Source organism: Luteolibacter yonseiensis, from assembly GCF_016595465.1.
Taxonomy (GTDB): Bacteria; Verrucomicrobiota; Verrucomicrobiia; order Verrucomicrobiales; family Akkermansiaceae; genus Luteolibacter; species Luteolibacter yonseiensis.
The window spans coordinates 1-21652 of the sequence record NZ_JAENIK010000009.1; the positions used below are offsets into that span (position 1 = coordinate 1).

General features: G+C 63.4%; 16 protein-coding genes. 5 read left to right on the plus strand and 11 right to left on the minus strand.

Annotated elements, in window-relative coordinates; translation table 11 throughout:
• The 9 genes from JIN84_RS07670 to JIN84_RS07710 all read right to left on the minus strand — a co-directional run.
• On the minus strand, positions 1–767 hold a 767-nt coding region (locus JIN84_RS07670), incomplete at its 3' end, for a filamentous hemagglutinin N-terminal domain-containing protein (protein ID WP_200350456.1).
• Positions 768–1091: 324 nt separating this feature from the next.
• Positions 1092–1751, minus strand: a complete 660-nt coding sequence (locus JIN84_RS07675; protein WP_200350198.1) for a hypothetical protein — start codon at positions 1749–1751, stop codon at positions 1092–1094.
• A gap of 9 nt (positions 1752–1760) precedes the next feature.
• Positions 1761–3572: a putative porin gene (locus JIN84_RS07680; RefSeq protein ID WP_200350197.1), complete on the minus strand. Its 1812-nt coding sequence runs from the start codon at positions 3570–3572 to the stop codon at positions 1761–1763.
• A gap of 18 nt (positions 3573–3590) precedes the next feature.
• The gene (locus JIN84_RS07685; RefSeq protein ID WP_200350196.1) at positions 3591–4304 is read right to left on the minus strand and encodes an energy transducer TonB family protein; all 714 of its coding nucleotides are present in this window, start codon (positions 4302–4304) and stop codon (positions 3591–3593) included.
• A 101-nt stretch (positions 4305–4405) separates the two neighbouring features.
• Positions 4406–4810, minus strand: coding sequence for an ExbD/TolR family protein (locus JIN84_RS07690; protein ID WP_200350195.1), 405 nt, complete (start codon positions 4808–4810; stop codon positions 4406–4408).
• A gap of 79 nt (positions 4811–4889) precedes the next feature.
• On the minus strand, positions 4890–6746 hold the full coding sequence (locus JIN84_RS07695; RefSeq protein ID WP_200350194.1) for a MotA/TolQ/ExbB proton channel family protein: 1857 nt from the start codon (positions 6744–6746) through the stop codon (positions 4890–4892).
• Positions 6747–6798: 52 nt separating this feature from the next.
• Complete coding sequence (locus JIN84_RS07700; protein ID WP_200350457.1) at positions 6799–8382, minus strand: ShlB/FhaC/HecB family hemolysin secretion/activation protein; 1584 nt, start codon at positions 8380–8382, stop codon at positions 6799–6801.
• Between the two features lie 285 nt (positions 8383–8667).
• A complete protein-coding gene (rlmN, locus tag JIN84_RS07705) occupies positions 8668–9795 on the minus strand; it encodes a dual-specificity RNA methyltransferase RlmN (RefSeq protein WP_200350458.1) in 1128 nt (375 codons plus the stop codon).
• 47 nt (positions 9796–9842) lie between these two features.
• Positions 9843–10451, minus strand: a complete 609-nt coding sequence (locus tag JIN84_RS07710) for a 3-keto-disaccharide hydrolase (RefSeq protein ID WP_200350459.1) — start codon at positions 10449–10451, stop codon at positions 9843–9845.
• Between the two features lie 130 nt (positions 10452–10581).
• Here JIN84_RS07710 and JIN84_RS07715 point away from each other — a divergent pair, with 130 nt between their 5' ends.
• Positions 10582–11586 (plus strand): GYF domain-containing protein, encoded by a 1005-nt coding sequence (locus JIN84_RS07715; protein WP_200350460.1) that lies wholly within the window; start codon positions 10582–10584, stop codon positions 11584–11586.
• Between the two features lie 58 nt (positions 11587–11644).
• On the plus strand, positions 11645–15121 hold the full coding sequence (dnaE, locus tag JIN84_RS07720) for a DNA polymerase III subunit alpha (protein ID WP_200350461.1): 3477 nt from the start codon (positions 11645–11647) through the stop codon (positions 15119–15121).
• Between the two features lie 117 nt (positions 15122–15238).
• Here the strand turns inward: dnaE and JIN84_RS07725 are convergent, their stop codons facing one another.
• Positions 15239–15757: an HD domain-containing protein gene (locus JIN84_RS07725; protein ID WP_200350462.1), complete on the minus strand. Its 519-nt coding sequence runs from the start codon at positions 15755–15757 to the stop codon at positions 15239–15241.
• A 95-nt stretch (positions 15758–15852) separates the two neighbouring features.
• On the opposite strand from JIN84_RS07725, the gene JIN84_RS07730 reads away from it, so the two are divergent.
• Positions 15853–16536 carry a hypothetical protein gene (locus tag JIN84_RS07730; RefSeq protein WP_200350463.1) on the plus strand — a complete coding sequence of 228 codons (684 nt, stop codon included), beginning with the start codon at positions 15853–15855 and terminating at the stop codon, positions 16534–16536.
• Positions 16537–16756: 220 nt separating this feature from the next.
• Here the strand turns inward: JIN84_RS07730 and JIN84_RS07735 are convergent, their stop codons facing one another.
• A complete protein-coding gene (locus tag JIN84_RS07735; protein WP_200350464.1) occupies positions 16757–19474 on the minus strand; it encodes a LamG-like jellyroll fold domain-containing protein in 2718 nt (905 codons plus the stop codon).
• Between the two features lie 273 nt (positions 19475–19747).
• On the opposite strand from JIN84_RS07735, the gene JIN84_RS07740 reads away from it, so the two are divergent.
• Together JIN84_RS07740 and JIN84_RS07745 are read left to right on the plus strand one after the other, a co-directional pair.
• Positions 19748–20362: a TetR/AcrR family transcriptional regulator gene (locus JIN84_RS07740; protein ID WP_200350465.1), complete on the plus strand. Its 615-nt coding sequence runs from the start codon at positions 19748–19750 to the stop codon at positions 20360–20362.
• Between the two features lie 65 nt (positions 20363–20427).
• Positions 20428–21597, plus strand: a complete 1170-nt coding sequence (locus JIN84_RS07745) for an efflux RND transporter periplasmic adaptor subunit (RefSeq protein WP_200350466.1) — start codon at positions 20428–20430, stop codon at positions 21595–21597.
• The last annotated feature ends 55 nt before the right edge of the window (positions 21598–21652 follow it).

Sequence of the window (21652 nt, forward strand, 5' to 3'; positions counted from 1 at the left end):
TCCGGGTTGTTGAGCAGGCCGCGGCCGATGAGGTTGTCGTTGATCGGAAGGCTCGACGCCGTCAGCGCCCGCGCGTTGACCTGGCTGCCGCCGCCGAAGATGATCCCGTTCGGGTTGATGATGTACACCTGGCCGTCCGCCTTGATGTTGCCGAGGATCTGCGTCGGGTTGCCGCTGGGGTCGGTGATCTTGTTGAAGGCGATCCATTTGCCCGCGTCCGCCCCGCCGGCTTTCTGGTCGAAGTTCAGCGTGGTTTTCTTGCCGACGTTCATCGTCTTCCATCCGAGCAGCGCCTGCTGGGTGGTCTGCTTGATGGTGACGGTGGTCCTGCCGTCCTTGACGGCCTGCACGGGGTTGTGCGCGCCGGTGACGGTGCCGAGGTCGAGCCCGCCGGCGCCGAGGCCGTTGGGGACGTTGGGCAGGGTGACGGTGGGGCGGTTGGGGTTCTTGCCGAGGTTGTTGGCGCCGTTGCGGATGGCGGCGTCGCGCGCGGCGTTCTGAAGGTTGCGGACGGCGGCGAGGGTCCGGGTGGTGCGCGCGAGGGTGTCTTTCGCGCTGGCGCGCGCGGCGTCGGTGGCGGCGGGGGTGGGCGCGCCGGCGGTGGCGCGCGCGGATTTCCCGGAGCGCGGGCTGCCTCCCCGCAGGATGTCTCCGGCGTCCGCGGTGAGCCCGGTGATGGCGAAGGTGAAGCCGATGAAGACGGGGACGCCGTATTTGAAGGTGGTGCCGAAGAGGCCGGTGGCGCGGTGGTGGCGGCGGGGTTTCATGCTGGTGGGCCGGGGTGCGGTGGAGAGTGGGTGCCGTCGGGCGGCGGTGGTTGGAGGGGTGCCGGGTGGCCGGTGGCCGGGTGACTTATGGCCGGTGATCGGCGGAGGGGCTTCCGCCGGATGGCGGGTGGCGGGGTGTGATGGTTTTCCCTGTTTCCGGCGGGAAGAGCGCGGGCTCCGGCGGGGGAGCGCGCGCCCTGTCTTTCCATAACTCGGATGATCCGCCGCCGGGGGCGGCCTTGGATCACCTTCATCATGTTTTTGTCATCTTTATGTCATCTTTTAATGATATGTTTTTAAGATATGCTTTCCGGCATGTCACGGTCACGGGGCCTTGCCGGCGGCGGGGGCGGCGATGCGGTTGTCGAGGATCCGGTCCTTGTAGCCCTGGACGAGGTTCTCGACCTTGACGCGGGTGGTGCCGATGAACGGCTCGCGCGCGGCGAGGGCCTTGCCGAGGGAGTAGTTCTCGAACTTGTCGAGGATCTCGGTGGCGGTGTTGAAGAGGGCGATGTTCTTGCGCTCGCGGTCGGCGAGGGTGTTTTTCGCGGCGGTGAGTTCTCCGGCGAGGCGGGCGCGTTCCTGTTCCTTCGCGGTGGCGGTGGCGGCGGCTTTTTCGTAGCCGTCCTTCCATTTGAGGAGGGCTTCCTTGTGCTGGGCGAGGCTGGCGTCGCGGTCGGCGACCTTCTTTTCAAGCGCGGCGGTGGATTGCTCGGACGCGGTCTTGTCGGCGAGGGCTTTCTTTTCGAGGGCGGCGCCGCGTTTCTCGAGCGTCTCGATCTTCGCGGCGAGGTCCTTGGATTTCTGGTCGGCGGCGGCGGCGGCGGCCTGGGCGTTGGCTCCCTCGGTCTGGGCGGTGCGCAGCTGGAGGGTGACGGCGCGGAGCTGCTCGCGCAGCTTGAGGCCCGGATCGGGTTCTTCGGCGGCGTGGAGGAGCGAGGGCAGCGCGGCGCCGAGGAGGAGGATGGCTTTGAGGAGTTTCATGACCGGTTGTTAGAACTTGGCGTTGATGTCGAACTGCAGGGTGTCGGTGCTCAGCGGGGAGCCGATGATCTCGTCGCTGCTCATCCATTTGAGGCCGACGCGCACGGCGGGGCTGACGGCCATGCTGCCGCCGAGCAGGAAGCCCTGGACGTTGGTGCCTCCGCCGCCGAAGTCGGAGTCGGTGAAGCCGTCGACGACCGCGTCGCTCTCGACGTAGCGGTAGCCGAAGCCGGCCTGCCAGTCGCCGAATTGTTCCATGGCGGGCTTGCCGACGGTGAAGGCGAGGTTCCAGGCGGTGTCTCCGCCTTCGAACTCGCCGGCCTTGCCGGCGGAGCCGGGACCGCGGTTGTTGACGGCCTTTTTGCCGATGGCGCCGTTGTCGAAGGCGATGTTCTTGGTGACTTCTCCGGCGAGGGCGAGGCGGACGGGGTCGTAGGCGTCGTATTCGAGCTTGCCGGTGATGGTGAGGTTGCGGAATTCGGAGGCGAGGCCGTAGTACTGGTATTGGTATTTGGTGCCGAAGTCGTTGGCCGCGGTGGGGACGATGTCGCGCAGGGCCATGTAGGTGTTGCCGCGCTGGGCGAAGCCGGGCCGGGTGCCGTCGGTGCTGCCGGCGTCGCTGGCGGTGAGCGGGGTGTAGGGGTCGGACAGCTTGCCCGAGATGTTGCTGAAGTCGTAGTAGGCGATGCCGAACCTGGCGGTGAGGTCGTCGGTGATCTTCCAGTCGATGCCGATCTGCGCGCCGGTGAGCCACTTGTCGGTGCTTTCGAACTTGGAGGGCTGGTTGGAGGCGAAGTTGAAGTCGGTGTTGTAGACGGGGAAGTAGCCGGCGGTGAAGAAGGTGCCGGCCTTGTCGTTGAGCCTGACTTTCCCGCGCACGGCGAGGCCGTCGAAGCCGAGGTCGTCGTCCCACTGGACTTCGCTGGAGAGGAAGGGGTTGTCGAAACGGCCCATCAGGAAGACGAGCTCCTCGCCATCGCCCGGACCGGCGTCGTAGCTGAGGAAGGCGCGGTCGAGCCAGATGGCGTATTTGGAAAAATTCCCGCCGGAGCCGCCGAGCGTCTGGTTGGGCGAGGTCGGGCTGTTGGTGTCGCCGGTGGCGACGCGCAGGCCGCCGTTGAAGCCGTCCCCGAGCATGATGTCGGTGCCGACGCGGGCGCGCAGGCGGGTGCGCTCGCGGTCCTGGTCGACGTTGTATTGCGGGGAGAACTGGGTGCCGGAGGTGTCGAAGGGCGATCCGGTGTTGATGGCGTTGAAGTTGGGGAAGGCGCCGGTGTTGTCGTTGCCCTCGCCGAAATAGACTCCTTCGTAACGGCCGCGCAGGTCGCCGAAGGGGCGGAATTTATCGGTCCATTCCGGGTAGCGTTTCTCGCTCCATTTCTGTTCGCGGGCCTCGGCGAGGAGCTCCTGCTTGATCTCGTCGCGCATGTTGTTCTTCACCACCTCGGGGATGTAGCTGACGCGCATCTCGTCGGCGGTGGGCTCGGGCGGCAGCGCGGCGATGTCGGCGGCGGCCGCGGCGGCCTGCTGGGCTTGCAGCGCCTGCTGTGCCTCGGCCTCGGCCTGTTGGATCATGGCGGCGGCCTCCTCCTTGCCGAGGATGCCTTTTTCCACGAGCCGGGCGATGAGGTTGACGGTGACGTTGGTGGAGGGGGCGGCGGGCTGCTCCTCCGCGGCTCCGGGTGGAAGTACGGGAGTTTCCGTAGCTGGCACGTCTTCGGAGGGGTTGGCGGGCGCGCTGCCGATGTCGGGTTCCTGCGCGTGGAGCGGGGTGCCGAGGGCGAGCAAAAGGGTGGCGGCGATGGGGCGGATGGAAGACATGGGGAACGGGAAAAGGTGTCAGTTGCCGGGCTTGCGGGCTTTGATGCGGATTTTGACGGAGGGTGGCATTTCGGCGGCGCTGGCCGCGGGCGGTGTTTGCAGGCCGGTGAGGACGCGCCTGACGGCCTGGTCGAGATCCGAACCGGCGGAGGAGCCGATGATGCGGGCGCGGGTGATGGTGCCGTCGGCGCCGGGCCAGAACTCGAGGGTCAGTCCGCTGATGACGGCCTTGCGGGTGACCGGGTCGTTCCTCAGGGCGTTCTCGATGGAGGTCTTGGCGGAGAGCGAGTAGCGGGCGTACTTGTTCCCGCCGCCGAGGCCGCCCTTGCCGCCTCCGGCGCGGCCGCCGCCCCCGCCGGCGGTGAGCCCCATGTCGGGACCGTTGCCGCCGGTGATGTTGGTGCCGAGGTCTTCGGACGGCGGGGCCTCCGCCGGTTCGTCCGGCGGCGTCAGGTCGACGGGCTGTTCCTCGACGAGCTCCTCCTCCGGCTTGTCCTCCTGTGGCGGGGGCTCGACCTTCGGTGGCGGCGGCGGCGGCGGTGGCGGCGGCGGCGGTGGCAGCGTGATGGTGACCACTTCCTGGCGCGGCACGGCCTTGCGCGTGTTTTTCCCACCGTTGAGCAAAAAGGAGAAGAGCCCCCCCACCAGCACGACGGCGAGCATGATGCCGATCAGCAAGCGGTGCTTGGACGGCTTGCGCGCGGGCGGCGGGAATGGCGGGCGTGGGGACATGTGGGAGGAAGTGGAGAGTGGATGGTTGATGGTTGAGAGTTGGAGGAAGAAGGCGGAGGCCTGTTCTTCGTTTCGAATTCAATGCTTGTGATTCAGTGCTTCTACTTCGGCGGCTGGGTGGCCAGGCCGATCTGGGTGATGCCCACGCGGCCGAGCACGTCGAGCACGTCCATGACGCCCTGGTACTGGCTGGCGCGGTCGCCGCGGACGACGACGGGCACCTCCGGCGTGGCGGCCTTGATGGCGGCGAGCTTGGTCTCCAGGTCCGCCAGCGTGACGGTGAACGTGTTGAGCTTGATGTTGCCCTGGTTGTCGATGGTGATGGCCTGCGTCTTGGGCGCCTCCAGCTTGGGCGAGGACGCCTTGCTCGCGCTCGGCAGGTTCACCTTCACCCCCTGCACGCCCGCCGTGGTCATGATGATGAAGATGAGCAGCAGCACCAGATAGAGGTCCACCATCGGGGTGACGTTGATGTCGTCGTAGCTTTTGTCGTCGGCGGAGGCCATGGAAGAGGTTGAGGGTTGGAAGTTGATGGTTGATGGTAAGAGGAGGATATAGGTCCCATGGGTCCTATGGGACCTGTCCTCAGTGAGAAGAACCTCCGTTGGTGTCCGCGCCGGCGGCGGGGCTGTGGAACTCGGCCATCTTGGCGACGAACTCGTCGATGAAGACCTGCATGAGGCCCAGCGAGTTCTTGATCCGCCCGTTCAGGTAGCTGTAGATGAACAGCGCGGGGATGGCCACCACCAGGCCCACCACGGTGGCCAGCAGCGCGGAGGCGATGCCCGGCGCGATCGAGTTCACGTTCACCTCGCCGGACTTCGCGATGATCGCGAAGGTGATCATCACACCCACCACGGTGCCGAGCAGGCCGACATACGGACCACCGGCGATGCTGATGGTCAGGTAGACCAGGCCGTCGGAAAGGCGGTGGCTCTCATGCACCAGCCCCGCGTCCAGACTGGCGCGGATGGCCTGGATGGAGCGGCCGTTGAGCCCCTGCCCGCGGGCGTCGCCCTTGTCGAGGCGGTGGCGGATCTCCTCGGAACCGATCTGGTAGATGTGGTAGAGCGGCGACCTCTCGATGAGGTGCTGCTCGTCCTCGCCGGTCTTGCCGCCGAGCGTGCTGATGCTGGACCGGTCGCCGTGGTCGAGCGCGGTCAGGTCGGTGGACAGGTGCTTCCATCGCTCGAGGAAGACCTTGGTGCCTTTTTCAATCGAGTTGAGATAAAGGAATTTCCGGACGGCCACCGTCCAGCCGATGACGATCATGATGGCGCACACGCCGATGGCGATCCAGCCGTCGAACATCATGTTGTTGGCGATGTCGCCGAACAGCGAGAGGTGCTCCATGAGGTGGCTCTGCTCGCCGCCGCCCTCGCCGCCCTCGCCGCCCTCGCCGGCTCCCAGCACCACGGTCCGCTGGGCCGCGTCCGTGGAACCCTGGTTCACCGCGGCCAGCTTGATCCACGCCTCGGAACGCGCGGTGGTGGAGAGCGTGAACTCGTCGACCTCGCCGGCGAACCCGGAGTTCTCCGCGCCGAGCGTGATCGGCGCCGCCAGCGCGGGAAGGCCGGCGGCAAGCGTGGCATACGGCGCGCCGTTGACGAAAAGCTGCAGCTTCGCGCCATCCGCGACGAGCGCAAGGTGGCTCCAGGTATTCGCCGCGACAGGCGCTCCGGCGGCGCTGGCCTGCGTGCCGAGCCTGATCACCGGCACCCCCTGGTTGAGCAGGAGCTGGAAAGAGGACGCACCCTCGCCACGGCTGAGCAGGACCGCGTTGTCCTGCAGCGCGGCGGGCTTGATCCAGGTGGAGAGCGTCAGCGCCTGGCCGGCCTTCCACTCGAGCGACGGCGACTGGGGCAGCGTCACCGGCGTGGCCAGCAGGCGCAGGCCGTTGCCGATGAGCGAGCCCTCCGCCGTGGTCGCCGGGGCCGTCGCGCTGTTGTTGTTCCCCGTGGTGTCGGCCGGGGCCGCGCCACGTCCGGCGAAGTGCCAGACCAGCGCCGTGTCCGCGTCATACGCCTCGGCCGCCTTCGGGCCGGCGTCCGGCGCCGGATTGCCGGAATAAAGATGGATCGTCGTCTTCCCCGACGCCCCGATGTCCGGCACCTTCACCCACACGAACGCCTCGTTGAGCAGGTTGTCATAACTCTCGATCTGGTGGCTGAGCGCCGTCTTCCCGTCCGCGGCGATGAAGCGCAGGTCGCTGCCATCCTCGCGGGCGCTGGCGAACGGGAAGTTCCCGTCCGACAAACGCACCAGCACCGTGGCCGTGCCGGGCGATCCGGGAAGAGCCGCGGCGTCACCCGAGGTGTCGAGCGTGAGCGTCTGGCGCTTCGTCCAGGCGGGGTTCCACCACGCGGCTCCGGCATCGCCGGCGGCGATGCCTGCATGGGCGAGCAGAAGCGAAACGGGGAGAATGAGGGCGGGATGTTTCATGTGGGAAAAATGAGGAAAATGAAGGAGGTCGGCGGATGCGGGCAAGGGGTGGTCAGAAGTCCGCCCAGCCACGGAAGGTCACCCGGACGTCTCCGGACTCCGTGTCCGTCTGGCTGATGAAAGGCACGGCCAGGTCCACCGAGCCGTTGTAATGATCCGCGAACTTGAAGCGCGTCCCAGCGCCCGCGCTGGCCAGACCGAAACGCTTCCGCTGGCCCGGCAGCGGGTCATAAATCCCCACCAGCCCCGCATCCACGAAACCATGGAACCGCCACTCGTTGGGCGTCGTCCCAGGCTTCGCTTCGGACCCGCCGGTGAGCGGCCGCGTGCGGTACTCCACCGTGCCGAAGACACCGTTGTCACCCAGCGACGTCGCCTCCAGGTAACCCCGCACCGTCCCCAGGCCGCCGCCGGAGATCTGCTCGTTGTTCACCAGCGGCTTGTCCGCCAGCTGGTACTGCACCTTGCCGAAAAGCTGCGAATCATCCCGCAGATCGCGCGTGTGCGCCACATCCCCGCGCAGGAACACATAACTCCCGTCCGCGTTGTAACGCTTGTTCGCATAATCCCTCTCCCCGCTGCCGATGCCCCGCAGGTGCAGGTTCAGCGAGGTATTCGCCTCCGTGAACGCCTTCTCCGCCAGCCACGTCGCCCCGTAATTCGCCGAAAGCGGCCAATACTCGATGGCGGTTTCATCGATGGTGAACTGTTTCTTCCCCAGGGAAACGACCTCGTCGGAGAAATGCTTGTAGTCGAGGCCCAGCGACAGCGTCTGGTAAAACTTGTCCTGTGACGGCAGGTCGATGAGCGCCTGCAGGCTCACCGTGTGGCCGCGGCCGATGCTCGCCGAGCCGCCGACGATGGCCACATCGCTGTCCTGCTTGGTGCCCTGCAGCATCAGGCTCACGCTGTCCGAAACCCGCGCCAGATAATAACCCGAGAACACCTTCGCGTCATCCGTGTTTTCCGGGGCCACCTGGAAATTGAAACCACCCGTATGCCCCAGCTGGTAGAGATTGCCATGGCTCAGCGACCCGTTCAACCGCAGCGGCGTCGTGTTCGAACTGTAACGGTTGTTGAGCTCCAGCGAACCATGCAGCGGATTCTTGTCCTCCACGTTCAGATCGATGTCCACCGTCCCCGGCACCACCCCCGCGCGCAGCTCCGGCGTCACCCGGCGGTCCGCCAGACGGTTGAGCGCCACGATCTCCTTCTCCACCCGCTTCATGTCCGGCACGTTCCCCTCCGCCAGCGACGGAGCGTCCGCCTTGATCCGGCTCGGCAGGAAAAACCGCGCGCCATTGACCCGCAGGCGCCCCACCCTCGCCTCCGCCACCTCCAGCCGGATCACCCCGCGCCGCGGATCCTGCTGCGGCACCACCACCGAAACCGTCTGGAAACCGCGGTCGTGATACGCCTTTTCCAAGGCCACCCGCGCCGCCTCCACATCATCCGCCGAACGCCCCGGCCCGAGATACGGATACACCGCCTCCTCCACCGCCAGCCGCGGCAGCCGCGCCGGGCCCGTGACGCGATATTCACGGATGTTGAGTACCTGCGCATGTGCCGACAGGTGCAACACGAACGTGATGCAGAAGGCCGTGAAAAATGAAGATGACGGGAGGAGACGGGACATGCGGGTGCCGGAGGGGCTGAGGCGCGAAGTCTCATGGTTCCCGGCGGGCTGTCTCAAGGGTGCTACTGTGACTATCCTGTCACAAAGAGGGGTGTCGGAGGACGCCTAACAGTTGGGAAAGGTTAAATTAACGTTGTTAAGAGTCGATTTCGCCACATTCAGAGCCAGGCTCCGGCAACCTTTCCGACGATTTTGGAAATCCCTGCCTGCGGGTGATCCGAAAAACCCGTGGGAATGCGGACCGAGGTTCCGCATTTTTTTCGTGGGTTTGGCCAATGAAGGAAATCAATCTGAAGCGGTCGAAAGCGGGGCAGGCTGTCTCACGCGCTTTTCCGCCTTCAGCATGCCGCAGCCCGCGGCGACGTCGATGCCGCGGCGCTGGCGGAAGGTGCAGGGAAAACCGGCCGCCTGGAGGATTTTCTGGAACTCGTGGCCGGAATCGCTCTCGGTGCCGGAGAAGCCGCCGGTGGGGTTCAGCGGGATCAGATTGATGTGGGCGTCGATTCCCTTCAGCAATTCAACCAACCGCCGGGCCGTCTCGGGCGAATCGTTTTTGCCCGCAATGAGTGTCCAGCCGAAGAAAATGCGCTTGCCGGTGATTTCTCCATACTTCCGGCAGGCGTCGACGAGCATCGCGAGCGACCAGCGTTTGCTGGCGGGGACGAGCGCGGAGCGTTCCTCCTCGGTGGAGCCGTGGAGACTGACCGCCAACCGGTAGGGCTGGCCTTCCTCGGCGAGCCGCAGGATATTCGGGACGACGCCGACGGTGCAGATCGCGATTTTCGACGGACCGATGCCGATACCCCGGACGTCGGAAATGCTGGAGAGCGCCTTGATGACGGAATCGTAATTGTGCAGCGGTTCGCCCATTCCCATGAGGACGATGTTCCGCACGCGCCTTTCCGGATTGATGGATTTCAGGACGCGGCGGGCGTGGAGCACCTGTGCGACGATCTCGCCGGGGCGGAGGTGGCGGACGAATCCCATCTGGCCGGTGGCGCAGAAGACGCAGCCCATGGCGCAACCGGCCTGGGTGCTGACGCAGACGGTGTGGCGGCCGTCGTAGCCCATGAGCACGGTCTCGATGGTCTGGCCGTCCGTCAGGCGGAGAAGAAACTTGCGGGTGAGTCCGTCGGAACTGCGGATCTCGTCGACGACGGTGGGGGCATCCAGGAAAAACGGTTTTCCTTCGCCTACGGATTCCTCGACCCAGCGTGCGAGCGGCGGGGAGAAATCCTGCTTTGAGAGATCCAGTTCACCCTCGCGGTGCAGGGCGCGCCATAAGGCCTTGGTGTGGTGGGGGATGACGCCGCCACGGCCCAACGCTTCGGACAGCTCGGAAAACCCGAGGTCGTGGAGGGAGCGTTGCGGCAGGTCGTTCACGCCCGAATGCAACCCCGGTGGATTGGGCATTCAAGCGTGATTTTTCAAAAACGACCCGCCGGTTTCGCGGAAGGTGCTTATTTCAGGACCTTGACGCGGATGTTCTTGTAGAGGGTGGTGCTGCCCTTGTCGTGGGCCTGGATGGCGAAGGTGCCGCCGTCAGGGAGGAGCTTGCTGTCTTCCTTGGCCTCGTAGTCCACGAGTTCCTTGCCGTTCACCTTGATCTTCACCTTGTCGTTCTTGACGATGATGACGTATTCCATCCACTTGTCGTCCTCGAAAGCCTCGAGGTTTTTCACGGTGTTGTAGAGGCCGCCGGATTTCTGTGGATCGCTCTGGGTGTTGTTCACCTGGACCTCGTAGCCGCTCGGCCAGCCTTCCTTGAGGAAGGTGGTGTGGATGAAGAATCCGCCGTTGGAATTCTTGCGGGTCATCACGTCGAGGCGGACCTCGAAGTTCTTGAATTTTCCGTCGTTCACCTTGCCGTCATAGAAAAGGTGGCAGCGGTCGCCGTTCGCCTTGATGGCGCCATCCTCGATCGAGAAGGCTTCGGGGGACTCGTTGACCTTCCAGCCGTCGAGGGTTTTTCCGTCGAAAAGGGAGACGAAGCCCGGTTCGGTTCCTGCGGCAGACAGCGGCGCGACGAGCGCGGCGATCACGGCAAACATGGTAAACAGTTTTTTCATGGTTCGCAAACTACGCCACGGAACCAGACCGGCTATCAAGAGAAACCCATTCCCCGTTCCGGCAAATTTGTTCCCCCTGTGGCGGTCCGGTTCTTGCTAACAAAGGGTGGATCGGCTACTGCATCAACCGATGAGCGACTGGTACTACGCAAAGGACGGAAAACAGAACGGACCCGTGAGCCGCGGGCATCTGGCGGAGCTGCTGCAAAATGGCACGCTGGATCCGGCGAAGGATCTGGTCTGGACCTCGACGATGAGGGATTGGCTTCCGGCGGCGCAGGTTCCTGAATTCTCGACCCGGACGGCGGACCCTTACAGCACTCCGGCCAGCTCATGGATTCCACCGGTCCCGGGCGAGGCGGGTGTGGCGCTGGATGAGATACCTCCCGGCAGCGATCCGATCAACGTGATGGCCTGTGCGAAACGCGGCTTGGATCTCACGGTCAGGAATTTCGGGATGATCCTGCTGATCGGAATCATCTATTTCGCGATAACCATGGCGGTCGGCAGCGTTTTAGGGGCGGTGGATGTCGCCATGGGGTGGGGGGAAACGACCCATCAGGTCTACGACGGAAGCAGCGGTTTCACGTCGAATTATTATTATCAAACGGGCAGTCCCCTGAACTTTCTGGGAAACCAGGTGCTGGCGATCTTTCTTTCGCTGGGATTCACCCGCATCACCCTGAATCTGGTTTCAGGTCGTGAGTTTTCCATCGGCATGCTTTTCGGTGAAGGACAAAAACTGCTTCCGGCGATCGGTGCCACCATCCTCTACTCGCTCATGGTCGGACTCGGACTCCTGTTGTTCATCGTGCCCGGGATCTACCTGGCCCTGCGTTTCGGCTTTTACCGGGCCGCCATCGTGGATCGGAATCTGGGGGTGCTGGAATCCCTCCGCTACAGCTCATCCCTCACCACCAACAATCGTTTGAGCCTGTTCGTGTTGTCATTGCTGACGATTTTCATCATCCTGGCGGGCATGCTGGCCCTTTGTGTGGGACTGCTTTTCGCCATCCCCGTGGCGTCGTTGGCGTGGGTGGTGGCCTACCGCTGGCTGCAATACGGCCATCGTGCGGCGGAGGACCATCCCGGCACGCAGACCCCCGTGCTTTCGACAGGAAACCGCGGAGTGTAATTTCGCGCCAGCCGCCGCTTGCCCTCTCCGGCGGTCTGGCTAGATTCGCGCCGTCCCGATGTCAGATTCTTTCGTACACCTTCACTTACATACCGAGTTTTCCCTGCTGGATGGCATGGTCCGTATCAAGGACCTTGCGAAAAAAGCCAAGGAATTCGGAATGCCTGCGGTGGCGATGACCGACCACGGGAACCTCTACGGTGCGATCAAGTTCTACCAAGAGTGCAAGAAGGCCGGGGTGAAACCCATCTTCGGCTGCGAGATCTACCTCGCGCCGGGGAAGATGGAGGACAAGAAGGACCTCGTGGGCCGAAAACGAGCGACCCACATGACCCTGCTCGCGGAGACCAACGAGGGCTGGAACAACCTCAGCAAGCTCGTTTCCAAGGGAAACCTTGAAGGGCTCTACTACGGCAAACCGCGTGTGGACCGCGACGCGTTGCGCGAATATTCCAAAGGAGTCATCTGTCTGACCGGCTGCATTTCCGGCCCGGTGAACGAGTGGCTCCGCGCCGGTGACGAGGAAAAGGCCCGCGAGACGCTGGCAGAACTGGTGGACATCTACGGCAGGGAGAATACCTACGTGGAAATCCACAACCACGGTCTTGAACCCCAGCGTCTTGTCACGCCGTCGTTGCTGAAGCTGGCGGCGGAGTTCGGCCTCAAGCCTGTCGCAGCGAACGACGTCCATTTCCTGAACAAATACGATCACGAGGCGCACGACGTGATGATCTGCATCGGCACCGGGCACCTGCTCATCGATGAAAACCGCATGCACTACACGCCGGAGGTCTATTTCAAGACCGCCGAACAGATGCGCGAGCTTTTCGCCGATATTCCGGGTGCCTGCGATGCCACTCTGGAAATCGCCGAACGTTGCAATGTCAGCATCAAGCTGGATTCCACCAGTTCGGAAAAATACCCGCAGTTCGGCACGCCGGACGGCAGCCCGCGCGAGGAATACCTGATGCGTGTCTGCCGCGAGGGCACCGTCCGCCGCTACGGCGAGGAGCGGGCGAACAGCCCGGAAATCGCGGATCGTCTGAAATACGAGGTGGATACCATCAACCAACTCGGTTTCGCCTCCTACTTCCTCATCACCGCCGACTTCATCCAGTGGGCGCGGGACAATGACATTCCGGTGGGGCCGGGCCGGGGATCGGCGGCGGGCTCGCTGGTTTCCTACGCCATGGGGATCACCAACATCTGCCCGATGCGGTTCGGCCTGTTGTTCGAGCGGTTCCTCAACCCCGAGCGTGTCAGCCCGCCCGACGTCGATATCGACTTCTGCCAGAGCCGCCGGACGGAGGTCATCCAGTATGTCCGGGAGAAATACGGCGAGCGCAGCGTTTCCCACATCATCACCTACGGCAAGCTGGGCGCGAAGAGCGTGCTGCGCGACGTCTGCCGCGTCATGGGCATTTCCTATGGCGAGGGCGACCGCATCGCCAAGCTCATCGAGGCGAAGCCGGACATCAAGCTCAAGGACGAATACGAGTCCAAGCCCGAGCTGAAGGAACTCATCGAGAGCAGCTCCACCTACCAGCAGCTCTGGAGCTACGCCACCAAGCTGGAGGGACTCGCGCGGAACGTGGGCGTCCACGCGGCGGGTGTCGTGATCGGTGACAGGCCGCTCGACGAACACGTCCCGCTGACCCGGGGAAACGAAGGGGAAGTCGTCACCCAGTACGACATGAAGGCCATCACCGACGTGGGTCTCCTGAAAATGGACTTCCTCGGTCTGAAGAACCTTACCGTCATCCAGGAGGCGGTGAACCACATCCGCAGGCACACGCCGGATTTCGACATCGAGAAGGTTTCCCTGGAGGACTGGAAGACCTTCGAACTCCTCAACCGCGGCGAGACGATGGGCGTGTTCCAGCTTGAATCCGGCGGCATGGTCGAGACCTGCCGCAAGTATGCCATCGAGAAAATCGACGACATCATCGACCTTCTCGCCGTCTATCGCCCGGGAGCCATGGTCTTCATCGACCAGATGCTGGACGTGAAAAAAGGCCGCACGCGGGCGATGTACGAGCACCCGTTGCTGGAAACCGTCGCGGGCGACACATTCGGCGTCATGATCTACCAGGAGCAGGTCCAGAACGCGGCGAAGGTGCTGGCCGGTTACTCGCTCGGCGGTGCCGACCTTCTCCGCCGCGCCATGGGTAAGAAGGACCCGGTGGAAATGGAAAAACAGCGCGCCAAATTCGTCGAGGGCGCGGAGAAGACCAACAACATCGGGAAAAAGCTCGCCGACCAGATTTTCGACAAGATTGCCATGTTCGCGGGATACGGATTCAACAAATCCCACTCCGCCTGCTACGGCCACATCTCCTACTGGACCGCCTACCTGAAGGCGAACCATCCGGTCGAGTTCATGGCCGCGCTGCTTTCCAACGAAATCAACAATACCGACAAGATCGGCGTTTTCGTGGCCGAATGCCACCGCATGGGCATCGAGATCCTGCCGCCGGACCTGAACGCGTCCCAGCTCCGGTTCGCTCCCGAGGTCACTCCGAACGGCTCCAAGGGCGTGCGCTACGGTCTCGCCGCGATCAAGAACTGCGGGGAAGGAGCCATGGCCCTGGCCATCGCGGATCGTGAGAAAAACGGAAAATTCAACACCCTCGACGACTTCGCCTCGCGCCTGGACTCGAAGGCCGTGAACAAGCGCATCCTCGAAAACCTCGCGAAGGCCGGAGCCCTCGACTGGACCGAGGAGACCCGGGCCGGGATCTGCGCGCGGCTCGAGCAGGTGGTCGCGTCCGCATCCTTGGTTCAGAAAGACCGGGCGTCCGGCCAGGTCTCGATGTTCGATGCGATGGATTTCGCCGCCCCCGTTGCGAAGAGAAAGTCGCAGCGCTCGGAACCCGCCGTTCCGGAGTGGAGCAAGGACGAGCGCCTCGCCCACGAGAAGGAGCTGCTGGGCTTCTATGTCACCGGGCATCCTCTGGACAAGTTCCGCAATGTCATCGACTCCAGCAAATACCGCAAACTCGGGCTCATCGACGATCTCGACCTGAGCAATCCCCGCGAGAAATTCCCCTTCGCGGGCATGGTGCGCTCGCTCGAGGCGAAGACCACGAAGACCGGGAAGCCCTTCGGAGTGCTGGTCCTGGAAGATTTCACCGGCAGCGCGGAAATCATGCTGTGGGGGGAAACCTTCGTCCCCGCGCGTGACGCTGGTCTGCTGGAACCCGGGAAAATCATCAGGCTCAAGGGGGCGATCCAAGTGGACGACCGCACCGGGGGCCGCCGCATCACCGGCAACGAGGTGGGAGAACTGAAGGCGAGACGTGCGTCGGGCAACAACAAGGGACCGGTCGAGCTCATGCTCTGGACCACCCGCCACAGCGAGCGCGACCTCATCGACATCAAGGTCGCCCTCACCGAGCACCCCGGAACCACGCCGGTGCTGCTGCATTTCCAGAACAGCGCGGGCCGCAGGATCACGGTGGCCGCCGGAGAATCCTACAATGTGAAACGTTCCGATGACTTGGAAGAAGCGCTCGGGCGGTGGTTGGAGGAGTGATTTTTTGCACGTAGTCTTGCCATTTATGGCATCTTCCGTGCGTCCGGAAAACGTCTCAAAAGGCCGGACCACAAATGCGAAATCACCCTTCACATCTGGACTGGAACCGTCACCCGGTCACGTGGCTTCATAGTCTCCTGACGATAGCCGGATCCTGTCCAGAAACGGATAAAACGATCCGGCATCCGCGACTTCCTTTCCAAAAGGCGTGCTCATGTAATTGCTGGAGGGGATCATCCCCACGCGTCCCAAATCCAGCCGGTCCGCATCCCAGCAGGTGCCGATGGTCGGGTTCTCCGCAAACTCTCCGTCCGTATGCCAGGTGCAGGCATAAACCAATGATTCGAAAGCGGCGTCATCAAGCTCGAAGAGCACGCCCCGCAGGCTGGCAGCATATTCTCCGCCCCGGCGACCGTGTTGTGGATCGGTGTATTCGTTTTCCCTTTTCGCATCGTGGAACCAAGCGAACAACCGCACCACCAGAATGTCAGCGCCGGTTTGGGTGGCGAGCCAAAGTCCGTTCTGCTCGACGCGCCTCCAGTGATCCGGTCCATGGGCCGAGTGCGGACCACCGTGGAACTGGCTGCTGACGGTGGCGGTCAATTTGTCGAAATCGCACCAGCGGGAGGAACTCATGCCGGGGATGTTGGTTTGATTCCTGCGCAACCGACAGTCGAAAATACGCAAGCAGCCGCTGGCGGGGAAACGTGCGCGTCCGATAGTCTGACCCCATGACTTTCATTCCAAACCTGCCATTCCGCTTTTCCCGCCGGGTCCTTTTCGCCGCAATCACCGCGTTTTCGATGAATGCCGCATCCGCCCACTCGGTGTGGATCGAGACGCTGGAGGGAAGACTCCTGGTAAGGTTCGGCGAGGTCGGGACGGAGTATGAGAAATCCCCCGGCTACCTGGACCAGTTGGAACTGCCGAAGGTGGCGGATACCAAGGATGGAAAGATCACGGTCGAGAAAGGGGCCGACTTCTTCCTGCTCAAGGATGCCAAGCCTGCCGAAGCATCGGTGATCTCCACGAAATTCCCCGTGATGGAAAAGCCCGCGACGGAGAAGAAGCCCGCGAGCGCCCGCTGGCCGCAGTTCTACGCCCGTTGGCAGGTGGCTGGTGCGGCCGTGACACCTGTCTCGGTGCTGGACATCGTGCCTGCTGCGGAAGGTGGAAAAGCGACGGTTTATTTCAAAGGCAAACCGTTGCCGGAAGCCGAGCTGACACTCATCAAGCCGGATGGAAAAGAAGTCGACCTCAAGGCGGATGCCGAGGGCGTGGTGAAATTCACAGCGGAGGGCAAGGGGTTGTTCGTGCTGAGCGTGGCGGGTTATTCCGAAACCGCCAACGGCACTTATGAGGGCAAGAATTACACGGTGATCAGTCACAATTCCTCGCTGGCTTGGAACCAGTGATCTTGGGAAAAGGTCGTTTCGATCCCATCACGAAGGACGGTCGAGGAATCGGAGAGTCAGACTACGGCCGGCCCGGCCGCAACGACGGGAAGCAATAGAATGCCGCCGCGGTTCGGCCTTTCCGACATTCGCGCCAGCCCGGCGTCTGACAGGTCGGCCGTAGTCCGACCCTCCGGTGGTATGGAAACCGGCATGATGTCCACCGCGCCCTTGGACCGCTCTATTTCACCTGGATGCGCATGAACCCGCGGGCCGGGTCCAGATTGCCCAAAGGGATGCTCGCTTCCCGGATCTGGTACGTCGATTGGGTGGAGATGGGTTGATCGTTGATGCCGATGCCGGACCAGGTGGTGAGATCGCTGCTCCAGAAGGCCTGGCACTGGAGATCGGTGGCGGCAAGGCTGCGCGTGTAGGTCAGCCGGAGGAATTCTCCGTCCTTGACCATGACAGGCAGTGCGGACGCGGCATTTGGCACGGTGGGATCGAGGGCCAGGCCGCGCTCGACCAGATTCGGGATGCCGTCGTGATCCGGGTCCGCGAGATCGGCGGCCGCGCCGGAATTGACCGGGTCCTGGAAGTGGAGGTTCCGCCAGATGTCACCGGGGGTGGTGATCGGATGATTGAAGATTTTCAGGTCATCGATGGCCCCGGCGAAGAAAGCCCCGCCGTAGAGGGTGCTGCCGAGGCGGATGCCTCCTGCGGCGTTGCGTGGTCCGGTCGGTCCGGTGTCGCTGGCCTGGAGCTGGCCGTCGACGTAGAGCTTCATCGCACCCGTCGCGCTGACGCGCGTGGCGGTGACATGGTGCCAGAGCCCGTCGTTGACGGCCGTGGTGGAGAGAATGGTCTTGTCCGGATTGCCGATGCCGAAGCCGACCTTGTTGCCGACGAGGGCGACGCCCCAGTCCGCCGCGGCTCCGGGAATTTCGGAATCGATGATGGATTTTCCCGCATACCATTGGCCGGTGGCTCCGGTGGCGGTGGTTTTCATCCACCAGCTGAGGGTGAAATCGCCGCTGGCGGTGGCGGGGATCCGGATGAAGCTGCCGGTGCCATCGAATTGGGCTGCCTGGCTTCCGATTTTTCCCGGGACGTAGGTGATGGCGGTGGAGGTGCCGGGGTTGTTGAAGGGACTGGAATCGCCGGCGTTTCCATCGAGAGGGTAATGGGCGACGACGGCTTGGCCGACGGTGGCGAGGTGGGTGATCTCGGCGGGACCGAGGATTCTATTGTAGATCCGCACTTCATCCAAGCTGCCATTCAGGAAACCCGTCACGCCCCCGATGCTGCCGAGACGCATTTTGCCGGGGGCGGTGCGGGCTCCGGTCGGACCGTTGCCGCTGGCCTGGAGCGAGCCGTCCACGTAGAGTTTCATCGCGCCCGAGCCGGTGTCGAGGGTGGCGAGCACGTGGTGCCAGACGTTGTCATTGATGGCGACGGTGGAGGTGATGGTGATGTCGGCATTTCCCACGCCGAACGCGGCCTTGTTGCCGACGAGCGCGAGTCCGAAGTCCTTGGCGACTCCGCCGACCTCTCCGTCGATGAGGCCCATGCCTTGGTACCATTGGCCGGTTCCCGCGGTGGCGGAGGTTTTCACCCAGCAGGCGAGGGTGAAATTCGTGTCCACCGGCGCGGGGAACTCGATGGATCCGTTCGTGCCGTTGAAGGTCGCGGCTTGGGCGTCCACCCGCCCAGTCGAGTAGCTCACGCCGCCGGAGACGGTGCCGTGAAGCCCGCGCCCGCTGACATCCCGCGCGCTGCCATCGAGCTTGAATTGTGCCATCAGGGTGCCCTGCGGCTCGGGGGGGGCGACCTCGTCGAAGACCCATTCCTGGTTCAGCGCGTTGATGTCATCATAGTATTGGGAGATGTTGGTTCCATTGCCGGTGGCGTTCGGTCCTCCTTCCACGTCGATGATCATGTTCGAGCTGTTGCGGTTGAAGAGCTTCGAATAGATGCCGCCGTAGTGGAGGATGCGCCACTGCTGGTTCGTCCCGCCGGTGTCGTTCCAAGTGATGATGTTTCCACCGGCCGCGGTGGAATAGGCGGCCACCTCGAGGGCCTTCCCGCTGGCGGCGTTGAGGAATTTCCAGTATCCTCCGCCGACGTAGGTGGCGGTCCATTTTTGTAAATCCGAGCCGGAAAGAGGGTTCTGCCGGACGTTCGCACCCGCGGTGGCGTCGGCGGCTTCCATCACTTTCTGGCTGAGGCGGGAGCGAAGGACGTAGGTGCGGCCGTTTCTCACCGGGCAGGCCCGGGCCGGATCGCTCTCGGTCCACCATTCGTCGTAGTTGGAGATGCCGTCCCCGTCCATGTCACCGGCCGCCGGTTGGGCGGTGGAGCCGGTTTTGTAGCGCTCCCACTCGTCGGACATGCCGTCTCCATCACCATCCTGGAAGCCCATGTCGAACCGCATCGCCTGGATGAGCCGGGGCAGGCGCAGGCGGGCAACGGGGTTGTCCTCGCTGCCGTAATTGAAGCCATACGGATAATAGTGGACGCCGGAGCGGCGCAGCTCCGCGCCCGGACCATCGTAGAGCTTGATGAGGTTCCGGGTGGCGGCACCGGTCCAGATGCCACCGCCGTCGAACTGGTTCTCCCACTGCCACGTGGTGCCGCTGCCCAGGTAGTGGGCGATCTCGTGCAGGGCGACCTGCGTGCTGATGGAACCGCCGAATTTCAGTTCGCCGTTGTAGCTCGCCTCAGCCGTTGGAACCCCGGGATGCCACGCGACGTTGATGTTGACGTCGATGTTGGTCTGGGCGTTGTAGATGGCCACCGCTTCGTTCATGACGGCGGTGATTTCCGCGCGTTTCGCGGCATTGTCCTCGAAAACGTAGCCGATGGTGTAGCTCAGCGCTTGCGACGGCGCGACGCTCCCGAGCCACAGCAGCGGGGCGACCTTGAAAAATGTGGAGACAATACGGCAGGGCGGGGTCATGGAGAGAAGCGGGTTTTCAGTGGGTTTCAGACCCCGGGGGGCCGCCTCTGGAAAAGGAGGGGGCAACGGGTTGGGTGCCCGTGGATCAGTGGTTGGATCATCGCCCGGAACCTTCATCCTCCCAAGGGAAAGCTGCCCCCATGATCGGGGGGGAGCGGAAACGACTCATTTTGAATCCTTTCCACCACTCAATCGGGTAGTTTCGTGGACGCTGGGGAACGTCTCCGAAAAAAATCCCTTGAATTTGACTAAAAGGTAAACTATTAAAAACGCATGGGACGCAAGAGCGACGCCAAAGAACGCCTGCTGGAGGCTGCGCTGGATCTGATCTGGAAGCGCAGTTACGGCGTGCTGACCATTGACGCCATCTGCGAAAAGGCCGGAGTCAAGAAGGGGAGCTTCTATTACTTCTACGACTCCAAGTCCGCCCTCGCCGCCGCTGCCCTCCACGAGAGCTGGTATGCGTGTGGGAAAGAGACATGGGACAAGATTTTCTCCGCCTCGTCCGCGCCCTTGGACCGCATTTCGGATTTCATGAGGACGGTTTACGAAGGCCAGATCGAGGTTCAGGAGGAACACGGTCAGGTACTGGGTTGTCCTTGTTTTTCAGTAGGTTCCGAGACGAGCAGTGAGGACGAGGCCGTTAGTGAAAAGGCCCGGGAGATCCTCGGCCAGCAGCTTCGTTACTTCGAGTCCGCCATTCGTGACGCGCAGGCGGAGGGGCTGATCGCTCCTGGCGATGCCGCGAAAATGGCGAAATGCCTGTTCTCATTTTTTGAGGGCAGCCTCGCCCAGGCACGCATTCACAACGATCTCAGCTACCTCCAAAGCCTGCCCGAGACATCGAGAAACATGCTCGTCGGTTATCAGGCGGCAACCGCTGGCTAAAAAATTTTCGCAATTTATTGTTTACTAAATAGTCAACTACAAATCAAACGCTTACGAATATCGCCATGAATCCAATCATCATCTCCCGCTTCTGGTCACCGATCGCCGCCCTCGCCGTGGTGGGCGGCCTCGGAGCCGTCACCTATCATTTCACCAATCGTGCCACCGCGGCCGAGGAAGGCGGCGCTCCGGTCGCCATGCCGCCGCCGAAGGTGACCATTGCCGCCGTCGAGCAGCGGACGGTGGTGGATCATCAGGAATTGCTGGGCCGGGTCGAAGCCATCGAGTCGGTGGAGGTGCGGCCACGGGTTTCCGGACACATCGAGGAGGTGCGTTTGAAGGCGGGCCAGACGGTGGCGAAGGGGGAGGTGTTGTTCCGTATCGATCCGCGTTGGTACAAGGCGCAGTATGACATCGCCGCGGCGGTGGTGGAGCGGGGCAGGGTCCGGGTGAAGATCGCGGAGAACCAGGCGCGGCGCACCACCGACCTGCTGGCCACCCGCGCGGTCTCCATCGAGGAGGCGGACGTCCGTGAATCGAAGCTCGCCGAGGAAAAGGCGGACCTCGCCGCAGCCGAAGCCACGCTTGCGAACGCGCGGCTGGATCTTGAATACACCGAGGTGAAGGCCCCCATCAGCGGACGGGTCAGCCGGGCGTATGTCACGGCCGGCAACCTGATTTCCGGCTCGCCGGGCAGCGGCACCCTGCTGACGACCATCGTTTCGGATGGCGACGTGCACGTCTATGCGGACATCGACGAGGCGACGCTGCTGACCTTCAACCGTCTCAGCAGGGAGAACCGGATCGTGACCACGGAAGGTCGGGTGCCGGTGGAAATGGAGCTGAGCGACGAGCAGCAGTTTTCGCGGCGCGGCTACATCGAGTCCACCAACAACCGCCTCGATCAAGGCACCGGCAGCCTCGTGCTGCGGATGGTTTTCCCGAATCCCGACGGCAAGCTCATCCCCGGCCTGTCGGCCCGCGTGCGGCTTCCGGTGAGCGCCCCGGAGCCCGCGTTGTTCGTCAACGAGCGTTCCATCGGCACCAACCAGAACCAGAAATACGTCTTCACCGTCGCTCCGGACAACACGGTGGCCTACCGCACGGTGAAACTCGGCCCCGTGGTCGACGGCAAGCGCGTGATCCGCGAAGGCATCGCCGCCGGTGACCGCGTCATCACCAACGGCCTCCAGCGCGTGGCCGCCGGTGCGAAGGTCGATCCACAGCTCCAGTGATCCCATAATCCTCCCCCCTCTCCCCCCGGCGAGCCCCTCATTTACCAATCACAGG

Bases quoted from the DNA above. Each gene is read 5' to 3' on its own strand.
- JIN84_RS07680 (WP_200350197.1), bottom strand. From the start codon at position 3,572: ATGTCTTCCATCCGCCCCATCGCCGCCACCCTTTTGCTCGCCCTCGGC.
- JIN84_RS07710 (WP_200350459.1), bottom strand. From the start codon at position 10,451: ATGAAAAAACTGTTTACCATGTTTGCCGTGATCGCCGCGCTCGTCGCG.
- JIN84_RS07700 (WP_200350457.1), bottom strand. From the start codon at position 8,382: ATGTCCCGTCTCCTCCCGTCATCTTCATTTTTCACGGCCTTCTGCATC.
- dnaE (WP_200350461.1), top strand. From the start codon at position 11,645: ATGTCAGATTCTTTCGTACACCTTCACTTACATACCGAGTTTTCCCTG.
- JIN84_RS07715 (WP_200350460.1), top strand. From the start codon at position 10,582: ATGAGCGACTGGTACTACGCAAAGGACGGAAAACAGAACGGACCCGTG.
- JIN84_RS07730 (WP_200350463.1), top strand. From the start codon at position 15,853: ATGACTTTCATTCCAAACCTGCCATTCCGCTTTTCCCGCCGGGTCCTT.
- JIN84_RS07725 (WP_200350462.1), bottom strand. From the start codon at position 15,757: ATGAGTTCCTCCCGCTGGTGCGATTTCGACAAATTGACCGCCACCGTC.
- JIN84_RS07745 (WP_200350466.1), top strand. From the start codon at position 20,428: ATGAATCCAATCATCATCTCCCGCTTCTGGTCACCGATCGCCGCCCTC.
- JIN84_RS07690 (WP_200350195.1), bottom strand. From the start codon at position 4,810: ATGGCCTCCGCCGACGACAAAAGCTACGACGACATCAACGTCACCCCG.
- JIN84_RS07685 (WP_200350196.1), bottom strand. From the start codon at position 4,304: ATGTCCCCACGCCCGCCATTCCCGCCGCCCGCGCGCAAGCCGTCCAAG.
- JIN84_RS07740 (WP_200350465.1), top strand. From the start codon at position 19,748: ATGGGACGCAAGAGCGACGCCAAAGAACGCCTGCTGGAGGCTGCGCTG.
- JIN84_RS07675 (WP_200350198.1), bottom strand. From the start codon at position 1,751: ATGAAACTCCTCAAAGCCATCCTCCTCCTCGGCGCCGCGCTGCCCTCG.
- JIN84_RS07695 (WP_200350194.1), bottom strand. From the start codon at position 6,746: ATGAAACATCCCGCCCTCATTCTCCCCGTTTCGCTTCTGCTCGCCCAT.
- rlmN (WP_200350458.1), bottom strand. From the start codon at position 9,795: ATGCCCAATCCACCGGGGTTGCATTCGGGCGTGAACGACCTGCCGCAA.
- JIN84_RS07735 (WP_200350464.1), bottom strand. From the start codon at position 19,474: ATGACCCCGCCCTGCCGTATTGTCTCCACATTTTTCAAGGTCGCCCCG.